At 70.0% G+C, this 11,625-nt stretch carries 8 protein-coding genes; 5 read left to right on the top strand and 3 right to left on the bottom strand.

The features are described 5' to 3' along the window. Positions 1-204: 204 nt before the first annotated feature. The 3 genes from ACQCO7_RS34985 (at position 205) to ACQCO7_RS34975 (ending at position 6,277) form a co-directional block, all read left to right on the top strand. The gene (locus tag ACQCO7_RS34985) at positions 205-3,120 is read left to right on the top strand and encodes a glycoside hydrolase family 48 protein (RefSeq protein WP_464075561.1); all 2,916 of its coding nucleotides are present in this window, start codon (positions 205-207) and stop codon (positions 3,118-3,120) included. A 126-nt stretch (positions 3,121-3,246) separates the two neighbouring features. Then, complete coding sequence (locus tag ACQCO7_RS34980; RefSeq protein ID WP_464075560.1) at positions 3,247-5,898, top strand: cellulose binding domain-containing protein; 2,652 nt, start codon at positions 3,247-3,249, stop codon at positions 5,896-5,898. A gap of 88 nt (positions 5,899-5,986) precedes the next feature. Further along, entirely contained in the window at positions 5,987-6,277 is a 291-nt protein-coding gene (locus ACQCO7_RS34975; RefSeq protein WP_464075559.1) for an SCO0607 family lipoprotein, read from the top strand. A gap of 229 nt (positions 6,278-6,506) precedes the next feature. Here the strand turns inward: ACQCO7_RS34975 and ACQCO7_RS34970 are convergent, their stop codons facing one another. The 3 genes from ACQCO7_RS34970 to ACQCO7_RS34960 all read right to left on the bottom strand — a co-directional run bounded on the left by ACQCO7_RS34970 (position 6,507) and on the right by ACQCO7_RS34960 (position 9,592). After that, the gene (locus ACQCO7_RS34970; RefSeq protein ID WP_464075558.1) at positions 6,507-8,384 is read right to left on the bottom strand and encodes a rhamnogalacturonan lyase; all 1,878 of its coding nucleotides are present in this window, start codon (positions 8,382-8,384) and stop codon (positions 6,507-6,509) included. Between the two features lie 157 nt (positions 8,385-8,541). Continuing rightward, entirely contained in the window at positions 8,542-9,285 is a 744-nt protein-coding gene (locus ACQCO7_RS34965; RefSeq protein WP_464075557.1) for a class I SAM-dependent methyltransferase, read from the bottom strand. Between the two features lies 1 nt (position 9,286). Continuing rightward, entirely contained in the window at positions 9,287-9,592 is a 306-nt protein-coding gene (locus ACQCO7_RS34960) for a 4a-hydroxytetrahydrobiopterin dehydratase (RefSeq protein WP_464075556.1), read from the bottom strand. 128 nt (positions 9,593-9,720) lie between these two features. Between ACQCO7_RS34960 and ACQCO7_RS34955 the strand changes: the two genes are divergently transcribed. Beyond that, on the top strand, positions 9,721-10,548 hold the full coding sequence (locus tag ACQCO7_RS34955; protein ID WP_464075555.1) for a helix-turn-helix domain-containing protein: 828 nt from the start codon (positions 9,721-9,723) through the stop codon (positions 10,546-10,548). Positions 10,549-10,746: 198 nt separating this feature from the next. Then, complete coding sequence (locus ACQCO7_RS34950) at positions 10,747-11,610, top strand: helix-turn-helix domain-containing protein (RefSeq protein WP_059042426.1); 864 nt, start codon at positions 10,747-10,749, stop codon at positions 11,608-11,610. Positions 11,611-11,625 lie beyond the last annotated feature (15 nt).

Raw genomic sequence — 11,625 nt, 5'->3', positions numbered from 1 at the left:
GCTAGCGGCAAGGCCCGGTAAAGAACAGGGGAGTCACTGACTTTCCCTCAACGAACGGGCGTCGAATCTTTTCGACTCTTCAAGAGCCTTGACCCCTGACACCCCCATCCCCACTATGGGAGCGCTCCCACTGGTTCAAGGCTTGTTGCTCCTCCCCCACTTCTTCCGCCGAGCACTCCCCGAGCCGCAAGGAGGAACCAGCACATGGACCCACGACGCAGACGCCGAAGGACACGGCGCCTGTGGACCGCCGCACTGGCGGCCCTCGCGCTCCCGCTGGCCACCCTGAGCACACTGTCGACCACCGCCCAGGCGGCGGCACTTCAGTGCAGCGTCGACTACAAGACGAACGACTGGGGCAGCGGTTTCACCGCCGACCTCACGATCACCAACCGGGGCACCGACCCCATCAACGGCTGGACGCTCGGCTACGCGTACAGCGGCAACCAGAAGCTGTCGAACGGCTGGAACGGCACCTGGACGCAGTCCGGCAGCACGGTCTCCGTCCAGAGCGCCACGTACAACGCGAACATCGCGGCGGGCGCGGCCGTGAGCACCGGCGCCCAGTTCTCGTACAGCGGCACGAACGCCGCGCCGACCGCCTTCACCATCAACGGCACCTCCTGCGTCGGCGCGCACCAGCCGCCGATCACCGTGCTGACCAGCCCGACCGCCGGCGCGATCTACTCGCAGGGCACGGCCGTACCGCTCGCGGCGACCGCCGCCGCCGCGGACAACGCGACGATCAGCAAGGTCGAGTTCTACGACGACACGACGCTGCTCGGCACGGACACCACCGCGCCGTACACGTTCTCCGCGACCGGCCTCGCCGTCGGCGCGCACTCCCTGGTCGCGAAGGCGTACGACAGCCTCGGCGCGGCCGGGACCTCGACGCCGGTCGGCATCACCGTGGCCTCGGGCCCGGCGGTCGTCGCGTCGGTGACCCAACTCGCCGTCCAGCAGGGGAAGACGGGGACGTACACGCTGCGGCTGTCGACGCAGCCCTCGTCGAACGTGACGGTGTCGACCGCGCGCGTCTCCGGCAACACCGGCCTGACGGTGACCGGCGGCGCCTCGCTCACCTTCACCTCGTCGAACTGGAACACCCCGCAGACGGTGACGATCACCGGCAACGCGACCGGCACCGGCGCTGCGGCGTTCGACTCGACGGCGACGGGCCTCGCGAAGGCGACGGTCACGGCGACCCAGATCGCCGGGCAGAAGACGTACGACGCCCGGTTCCTGGAGCTGTACGGGAAGATCACCAACCCGGCGAGCGGCTACTTCTCGCCGGAGGGCATCCCGTACCACTCGGTGGAGACGCTGATCGTCGAGGCGCCGGACCAGGGCCACGAGACGACGTCCGAGGCGTACAGCTACCTGCTGTGGCTCCAGGCGACGTACGGCAGGATCACCGGCGACTGGTCGAAGTTCAACGGCGCGTGGGACCTCATGGAGAAGTACATGATCCCCACCCACGCCGACCAGCCGACCAACTCGTTCTACAACGCCTCCAAGCCGGCGACCTACGCGCCCGAGCTGGACACCCCGAACGAGTACCCGGCACGCCTGGACACGTCCGTGTCGGTGGGCCAGGACCCGATCGCGGCCGAGCTGAAGTCCGCGTACGGCACGGACGACATCTACGGCATGCACTGGCTCCAGGACGTGGACAACGTCTACGGGTACGGCAACGAGCCCGGCAAGTGCGAGGCGGGGCCGACGGCCACCGGGCCCTCGTACATCAACACCTTCCAGCGCGGTGCGCAGGAATCCGTGTGGGAGACCGTGCCGCAGCCGACCTGCGACCAGTTCAAGTACGGTGGCACGAACGGGTACCTGGACCTGTTCACCGGTGACAACTCCTACTCGAAGCAGTGGAAGTTCACCAACGCCCCCGACGCCGACGCGCGCGCCGTGCAGGCCGCGTACTGGGCGGACGTCTGGGCCAAGCAGCAGGGCAAGGGCGCCGACGTCTCGGCGGCCGTCGGCAAGGCCGCGAAGATGGGCGACTATCTGCGGTACTCGATGTACGACAAGTACTTCAAGAAGATCGGCAACTGCGTCGGTCCGTCCGCCTGCCCGGCCGGGTCCGGCAAGAACTCCTCGGCCTATCTGCTGTCCTGGTACTACGCCTGGGGCGGCGCGACCGACACCTCAGCGGGCTGGGCCTGGCGGATCGGCTCCAGCCACAGCCACAGCGGCTACCAGAACCCCTTGGCCGCCTACGCGCTCAGCTCCTACGCGCCGCTGAAGCCCAAGTCGGCGACGGGTTCCGCGGACTGGGCGACCTCGCTCACCCGCCAGCTGGAGTTCTACCGCTGGCTCCAGTCGAACGAGGGCGCCATCGCCGGTGGCGCGACGAACAGCTGGGCGGGGCGGTACGCCACTCCCCCGGCCGGCAAGTCGACCTTCTACGGCATGTACTACGACGAGCAGCCCGTCTACCACGACCCGCCGTCCAACCAGTGGTTCGGCTTCCAGGCGTGGTCCATGGAGCGGGTCGCCGAGTACTACCAGCAGACGGGCAACGCGCAGGCCAAGGCCGTCCTCGACAAGTGGGTGGACTGGGCGCTGTCGCAGACCACCGTCAACCCCGACGGCACCTACCGGTTCCCGTCCACGCTCGCCTGGTCCGGTCAGCCGGACACCTGGAGCGCGTCGAGTCCGGGCGCCAACGCGGGACTTCACGTCAACGTCGTCGACTACACCAGCGACGTCGGCGTGGCGGGCGCGTACGCACGGACGTTGACGTACTACGCCGCCAAGTCCGGTAACGCACAGGCCAAGACGGTCGCCAAGGCGCTGCTCGACGGCATGTGGTCGCACTACCAGGACAGCCTCGGCGTCGCGATCCTGGAGACCCGGGCCGACTACAACCGCTTCGACGACGGCGTGTACGTCCCGAGCGGCTGGACCGGCAAGATGCCGAACGGCGACACCATCAACTCCTCCTCGACGTTCGCCTCGTTGCGCTCGTTCTACAAGAACGACCCCAACTGGTCGAAGATCGAGGCGTATCTCGCGGGTGGAGCCGCGCCGACGTTCACCTACCACCGGTTCTGGGCCCAGGCCGACATCGCACTGGCCTTGGGTTCGTACGCGGAGCTGCTCGAATAAGTCCCCGCTGAGGCTCCGTGTATCCGCCGGGCGACCCCCACCCGCACAGGGGGTCGCCCGGTCGTCGACCTGTTTCAGGGTCAACGCACCTTCCGCACATGGCCGCACGAGGAAGGAACCCCCACCGTGCGAAGAACCCGCATCCTCACGACCGTACTGGCGCTCGCCGCCGGTCTGCTCGCGGGAGCGCCGTCCGCCCTCGCCTCCCCCGACGCCGCGCCCGCGCCGACGCTCGCGGCGGAGTCGTACACCTGGAAGAACGCCCGTATCGACGGGGGCGGTTTCGTCCCCGGCATCGTGTTCAGCCGCAAGGAGAAGAACCTCCTCTACGCGCGCACCGACATCGGCGGCGCCTACCGCTGGCAGGAGTCGTCGAAGACCTGGACGCCGCTGCTGGACTCGGTCGGCTGGACCGACTGGGGCCACACCGGCGTCGCGAGCCTCGCGGCGGACCCGGTCGACGCGAACAAGGTGTACGCGGCCGTAGGGACGTACACGAACAGCTGGGACCCCGGCAACGGCGCGGTCCTGCGCTCCGGCGACCGGGGCGCGACCTGGCAGAAGACCGACCTGCCGTTCAAGCTCGGCGGCAACATGCCGGGCCGGGGCATGGGCGAGCGCCTGGCCGTCGACCCGAACCGCAACAGCGTGCTGTACCTGGCGGCGCCGAGCGGCAAGGGGCTGTGGCGTTCGACGGACTCGGGGGTGACCTGGTCGCAGGTGACGGCGTTCCCCAACGCCGGCAACTACGCGCAGGATCCGACCGACACGAGCGGGTACGCGAGCGACAACCAGGGCGTCGTCTGGGTCACGTTCGACGAGTCGACGGGCACCTCGGGCAACGCGACCCGCACGATCTACGTGGGCGTCGCCGACAAGGACAACGCCGTCTACCGCTCCACGGACGCGGGCGCCACCTGGTCCCGCCTCGCCGGCCAGCCGACCGGATACCTCCCGCACAAAGGGGTGTTGGCGGGCGGCAGCCTGTACCTCGCGTACAGCGACAAGGGCGGCCCGTACGACGGCGGCAAGGGCCGGCTGTGGCGGTACGCGACGGCCACGGGCACCTGGACGGACATCAGCCCCGTCGCCGAGGCCGACACCTACTTCGGCTTCAGCGGCCTGACGGTCGACCGCCAGAAGCCGGGTACGGTCATGGCGACCGCGTACAGCTCCTGGTGGCCGGACACGCAGATCTTCCGCTCGACGGACTCCGGGGCGACCTGGACGAAGGCGTGGGACTACACGTCGTACCCGAGCCGCGCGAACCGCTTCACCATGGACGTCTCCTCGACGCCGTGGCTGACCTGGGGCGCGAACCCGGCGCCGCCCGAGCAGACGCCCAAACTCGGCTGGATGACCGAGGCGTTGGAGATCGACCCGTTCAACTCGGCACGGATGATGTACGGGACGGGCGCGACGGTCTACGGCACCGAGAACCTCGGGAACTGGGACAGCGGCGGCCAGTTCACCATCAAGCCGATGGTGCAGGGCCTGGAGGAGACGGCCGTCAACGACCTCGCCTCGCCTCCCGCCGGCGCCCCCCTGCTCAGCGCGCTCGGTGACATCGGCGGGTTCCGGCACACGAGCCTGACGGCCGTACCGCCGATGATGTTCACGCAGCCGAACTTCACGACGACCACGAGCCTCGACTTCGCCGAGACCAGCCCGAACACGGTCGTGCGCGTCGGGGACCTCGACTCCGGTCCGCACGTGGCGTTCTCGACCGACAACGGCGCCAACTGGTTCGCCGGGAGCGACCCTTCGGGCGTGAGCGGCGGCGGCACGGTCGCGGCGTCCTCCGACGGCAGCCGCTTCGTGTGGTCCCCGGCGGGGACCGGCGTGCAGTACACGACCGGGTTCGGTACGTCCTGGCAGGCGTCCAGCGGTATCCCGGCCGGTGCGATCGTCGAGTCGGACCGGGTCGACGCGAAGACGTTCTACGGCTTCAAGTCGGGCAAGTTCTACGTCAGTTCGGACGGCGGCGCGACCTTCGCCGCGTCCGCCGCGACCGGCCTGCCCGCGGGCGACAGCGTCCGCTTCAAGGCGCTGCCCGGCGTGAAGGGCGACATCTGGCTGGCGGGCGGCGCGAGCGACTCGGCGTACGGGCTGTGGCACTCCACCGACTCCGGGGCGACCTTCACGAAGCTGTCGAACGTCGAACAGGCCGACACGGTCGGGTTCGGGAAGGCGGCGAGCGGGGCCTCGTACCAGACGCTCTTCACCAGCGCGAAGATCGGCGGGGTGCGGGGCATCTTCCGGTCGACGGACAAGGGGGCGAGCTGGGTCCGGGTCAACGACGACGCACACCAGTGGGGTTGGACGGGTGGGGCGATCACCGGTGACCCTCGGGTGTACGGGCGGGTGTACGTCTCCACCAACGGGCGGGGCGTGATCTACGGGGACACGTCCGACACGAGCGGCGGCGGTGGGGGTGGCGGCGATCCTCAGCCCACGGGCGCCTGTTCGGTCGCCTACACGGTCACCGGGCAGTGGTCCGGCGGCTTCCAAGCGGACGTGAAGCTCACCAACACCGGTACGTCGGCGTGGACTTCGTGGACGCTGGGGTGGTCGTTCCCCAACTCCCAGGCCATCTCGTCCATGTGGAACGCCGAGTACACGCAGTCCGGTGCCGCCGTCTCCGCGAAGAACGCCGGCTGGAACGGGGGCGTCGCGGCCGGGTCGTCCGTGAGCTTCGGGTTCACGGGGAGCTGGTCGGGGACGAACGGGAAACCGGCCGCGTTCAAGGTGGGTGATCAGAGCTGCACGGTGCTCTGATCACCCAGTACGGATGAGTACGGCTACTCATGAGGAGGCGGTGGCGTCTCCGGCAGGCTGGTCACATCCACCGACCAGGGAGCCCACCATGTCACGCCACCGCCTTCTGCCGCTGCTCGCCCTCGCCGGGCTGGCCGGCACCCTGCTGACCGGCTGCTCCATCGAGGAGTCGATCTGCTCCGACGGCGAGTACCCGGCGCTGGCCGTGGGCAACTCCGGCAGCGCCTGCGTCACGAACGGCCAGGAACCGGAGAAGGGCTGGGCCCGGTACCCGGCGGGGAAGGTTCCCGAGAAGGTCGGGGACAAGTGGGACGAGTACTGGCAGACGCGGACGCTGGACGAGAACGGCAAGGTGATTCCGGCGCCGTCGGTTCAGTGAGCGGGGGCCGGGGCGCCGGGCGGGGGCCGGGGGCGCCGGGCAGGAGCTGGGGGCGCCGGGCGAGAGCCGGGAGCGCCGGGCGAGAGCCGGGAGCGCCGGAGTCGGCCGTCGGCCGGAGATGGCCGGAGTCGGCCTGAGACGGCCGAGAGTCAGCTGTGAGAGGCAGCCGAGAGGCGGCCACCTCTCGTGGGGGTGGCCGCCTCGGCATCGGTGCCCGGCTAGCGCGGTGTCACGGCGTGTACACCGTCGGCCTCGGCGCGGTCGGCATCTTGTCGCCGATGAAGAAGCTGGGGTGCGGGGGCTGGTTGTAGGCGGTGTTCTGCCAGGCAAGACCCGTGCGGTACATGGGGTCGTGCAGCAGGGTCGTGATCTTCGTGGACGTCTCGTACGGCGTCGAGTAGATCCGCAGGGCCGTGTTGTCGGACGTCGCCCAGACCACTTCCTCACGCCAGTCGCCGAGGATGTCGCCGGACAGCGCGGGGGTCGCCTTCGTGCCGTTGTCGGAGTGGACCCCCGAGCCGGTCAGCAGCCGCGTGTCCGACGAGGGGCCGTACTTGTCGATGTGCGTGCCGTCGAGGAGTTCGCGGACGGTGTCACCGTCCCACCAGGACAGGAAGTTGGTACTGGACGGCTCGCGTCCCTTGGCCGCGCCCGCCTCGTCGCGGATCGAGCTGTCCGAGGCCGACCAGACCTCGGCGCCGTCGTTGCCGGCCCAGATGTCACCGGCGACACCGCGCCCGTTGTCGCAGCAGGCGGCGAGCCGCCAATCGACCGTGCCGTTCGCGGGGTTGATGTACAGCTCGGCGGGCTGGGACGTCGACTCGGAGACCTTGAAGTACTCCAGGCCCGCGTGCGAGGGGTCGAGGTCGCCGAGGTGCTGCGCGTCGCCGTGACCGGTCTTCGTGGTCCACAGCCCGTTGCCGTTGTCGTCGACGGCCATCGCGCCGTACACGATCTCGTCCCGGCCGTCGTTGTCGACGTCCCCGACGGAGAGGCTGTGCGAGCCCTGACCGTCGTACCCCCTGCCGGAGTTGGTGGACGAGGTGGTGTCGAAGGTCCACCGGCGCGTGAAGGCGCCGCCTCGCCAGTCCCAGGCCGCGATCACGGTGCGCGTGTAGTAGCCGCGCGCCATGATCAGCGAGGGCCGGGCGCCGTCCAAGTAGGCGGTACCCGCGAGGAATCGGTCCACCCGGTTGCCGTACGAGTCGCCCCAGGACGAGACCGTGCCGCGCGCCGGGACGTAGTCGACGGTCTGCATCGCGCGGCCTGTCAGGCCGTTGAACATCGTCAGGTACTCCGGCCCCGACAGCACGTACCCGCTCGCATTGCGGTGGTCGGCACCGGAGTTGCCGATCACCGTGCCACCGCCGTCGACCGTCCCGTCGGCCGTCTTCACGGCGACCTCGGCCTTGCGATCGCCGTCGTAGTCGTACACCTGGAACTGCGTGTAGTGCGCGCCGGAACGGATGTTGCGGCCCAGGTCGATCCGCCACAGCCGGGTGCCGTCGAGCTTGATCCCGTCGAGGATCGTGTTCCCGGTGTACCCCGACTGGGAGTTGTCCTTCGCGTTCGTCGGCTGCCACTTGAGGACGAAGTCCAGCGCGCCGTCTCCGTCGAGGTCGCCCACGGACGCGTCGTTCGCCTCGTAGGTGTAGGCGACGCCGTCGGGGGTCGTGCCGCCTGCGGGCGGGGAGATCGGAACGTCCTTGTATCCGGTGCGGAGTTGGACCGCGTGCACGGAGTCGGCCTGCTCGACGCCGCCGACGATCGCGCGGACCGTGTAGTCGGCCTGGCTGGGGGCGCCGGAGTGGAAGTAGTTCGTCGAGCCGGTGACCGGGGTGGAGTTGACCTTCGTACCGGCTCGATAGACGTTGAACGAGACGTCGTTGGAGTCGGTGCCGAGCCACCGCCAGCTGACCAGGTTCCCGGCGTCGGTGTGGACACTGACCACGCCTCGGTCGAGGGCCTCGACCTGGCGGGCGGTGGCGGCGGTGGCCGTGTGGGGGGTGAGGGTGACAAGTCCGGTCGCCGCGAGGGCTGTTGCGGCGAGGAGGGCGAGGGGGTGTCTGTGGCGGGGGGTGGGCTTCCTTCGGTGCGGGTGCTGCATGGTGGGGGTACCTCCCGGAAGGGCGGACGGCTTCTGGTGGGTCAGTCGCCGCCGGGGGGAGGGGAGTTGCCGGGTGAGAGGGAGTATCTGCCGGGCGGGTCGGAGGAGTTGCCGGGTTCACCGACGAAGTCACCGGGCGGGAGGAGTTGCCGGGGGGCTACGGCGTTCTCCTGAACGCCCTCAGCCTGAACTCCGGGTCCGGGCGCGGCCGTTCCTGGTCCGGCAGCGCGGCGAGCCGTTCCTCGAAGCCGGCCGCGAGGGGGTGCCCCGGCGGCAGGGTCATGAACCAGCCCCGCCTGAGATCGCTGATGGTCCGGCGTGGGCTGCGCCCCTGTCCCCGCCCGGTGAACCCCGCCTCGCCCGCCGGACTCAGCCCCGCCTCGGCGGCGTACCCCTCGACCACCTCGGACCTGTCCGGCACCGGTGACCTGGGACGCCCGGCGAGGACGGCGTCGATGTCACTCCCGACATTGTGCGAGGGCCCCTTGTCGACCGTCGTGACATACACCCCGCCCGGCCGCAGCAGCCGCGCGCACTCGGCGACGGTACGGCGGACGTCGTCCGGGTCGGGCAGAAGATGGAGCAGCCAGACGCTGGTCACGGCATCGAACTGACTTTCCCCGAAGGGCAGTTGCCGGCTGTCCGCAAGGACGATCGCACCGGGGAGCCGAGCCGCCGCATGGCGCGCCATCCCGTACGTCAGATCCGCGCCGGCCACCCTCAGCCCCGGCCGGGCAGCGGCGAGCCGTCGGGTGACGATGCCGGTCCCGCACCCCAGGTCGAGGAGGGAACGGGCGTCCTGGGGAATCAGCCCGAGTACGGCCCCGGCAGCGGCCTGCGCCCGGGGCTCCCCACCCCGCAGCGCGTCGTACCGCTCGGCCTCCTTGTCGTAGTCGAGCAACTCAACGCGCCTCGTGAGCGACCGCCGACTCCCGCACCCGCCGGGCGAGCCCGAAATCGAGGGCGGTGAGGGCGCCCCCGGCGTCGTGGGTACGGACGGCCAGGGTCACCGTGTCGTATCCGAGGGTGAGGTCGGAGTGATGGTTCAACTCGTCCTGGATACGGGCGACATGGACGACGAAGGCGGTGGCGGCGAAGTGGGAGGAGAACCGGTACCGACAGCCGAGGGCACCGCCCTCGACGGTCCAGCCGGGCAGTTCGGCGAGCTGCTCCTCGACCTCTTTCCGGGACAACGGTTCGGCGGGCATGGCGGCATTCCCTTTCCTGGCTGCGGGCGTTCTTCCAGCCTGCCACCAGCAACCGGTTGCCAACTGGCGTACTCCCCCTTTTCACGCAACCGGTTCCCCCTTGCGGTCGTTCGGATACGGTCATCCGCATGACCATGGTCACGAGCCGCACCGAGCCCCCTTCCACCGCCCCCGGACAGAGCGTCGGACCTCTGCTGCGCGCCTGGCGGGAGCACCGCAAGGTCAGCCAACTGGAGCTGGCGCTCCGCGCGGACTCCTCGGCCCGGCACATCAGCTTCGTGGAGACGGGACGCTCGAAGCCGAGCGAGGACATGGTGCTGAAGCTCGCCGAGCACCTGGAGGTTCCGGTCCGCGAGCGCAACGCCCTTCTGCTGGCGGCGGGTTACGCCCCGCGCTACGCGCAGACCCCGCTCGACGACCCGGCGCTCGCGGGAGTCCGCGCGGGCCTGGACCAGCTGCTCCAGGGCTACGAGCCGTACCCGGCCATGGTGGTGGACGGCGTCTACACGGTCGTCGCCGCGAACCGGGGCATCGCGATGCTCCTGGACGGCGTCCCGGACACCCTCCTGGCTCCCCCGCTCAACGCGATGCGCCTGACCCTGCACCCGGAGGGCCTCGCGCCGCGCATCCTCAACCTCCCCGAGTGGCGCGGCCATCTCCTGCACCAGATGGAACGCCAGCTGGCCCTGCACCGCTCGCCGAAACTGCGGGAGCTGTACGACGAGGTCGCCGCGTACCCGGTGCCCCGGCGGACGCGGGAGGCCGAACCCGCCCCCGCCGCCCCGGCGTTCGCGCTGCCCTTGCGGATCACGCACGGGGGACGGACCCTGTCGTTCGTGTCGTCGATCTCCACGTTCAACACCCCGATGGACGTGACGGTCGCCGAACTGGCCGTGGAGACGTTCCTCCCGGCCGACCCGGCGACCGCGAAGTACCTTCAGGAGCCGGATTCCTGATGGTCCGTCAAGACAAAGGCCGGCACCGGAAAGGTAAAACCACGGTCCGTGACATGTCACAGACCACCCGAATGGCGTACCATATGTCACAGATCATGCACCCACGGTCTCGCCCCCGTTTCTCTCTTCACCCCCGTGAGACGCACACCGGAACATGACACACTGCACACAGTTCTCGACGCGCAGGGGAGACGTGGCGTGAGTGAGCGGCGACCCGCGCCCACCGTGGGCCAGGTGGTACTCGGCAGACGGCTCCAGGAGCTGAGGGAGACGGCCGGCCTCGGCCGGGAGGAAGCGGCCCGCGCCCTGCGGGTGGCGCCCGCCACGGTCCGCCGCATGGAGACCGCCGAGGTGGCCCTCAAGATCCCGTACGTCCAGGTCCTGCTGGAGACGTACGGCGTGCCGAACGACGAGGCGGCGGCGTTCGTCATGCTCGCCGAGGACGCCAACCGGCCCGGCTGGTGGCAGCGGTTCCACGACGTGCTGCCCGAGTGGTTCAGCCTCTACGTCAGCCTGGAGGGCGCGGCGCGGATGATCCGCTCCTACGAGCCGCACTTCGTGCCGGGCCTCCTCCAGACCGAGCGGTACGCGCGCGCCGTCCTGGAGGCGGGGACGGTCGGGCACACCACCCCGGAGACCATCGAGCGGCACGTCACGCTGCGCATCGCCCGCCAGTCCCTCCTGGAGCGCGACAACCCGCCGCACCTGTGGACCGTCATGGACGAGACGGTGCTGCGCCGCCCGGTCAGCATCGACGGCTCGGTGATGCGCGAACAGCTCGACAGGCTCCTGGAGTTCAGCCGGCGCGACCGGGTCACGCTCCAGGTCGCCGAGTTCGCGGCGGGCCCGCATCCGGGGACGTACGCGCCGTTCTCCCTGTTCCGCTTCGCCGAACCCGAACTCCCCGACATGGTCGTCACCGAGTACCTGACGGGCGCGCTCTACCTCGACTCCCGCAAGGAGGTCTCGGCGCACCTCGAAGTCCTGGACCACATGACGACGCACGCGGCGTCGGCGCAGCGTACGCAGGACATCCTGCGCGAGATCCGCGACAGTTACTGAAAGCGGTTGCTCCGG

It is taken from the genome of Streptomyces saintjeani (assembly GCF_055409605.1).
The sequence above is the reverse complement of the archived record's forward strand: the minus strand, read 5'-3'. Positions and strand labels throughout refer to the sequence as shown.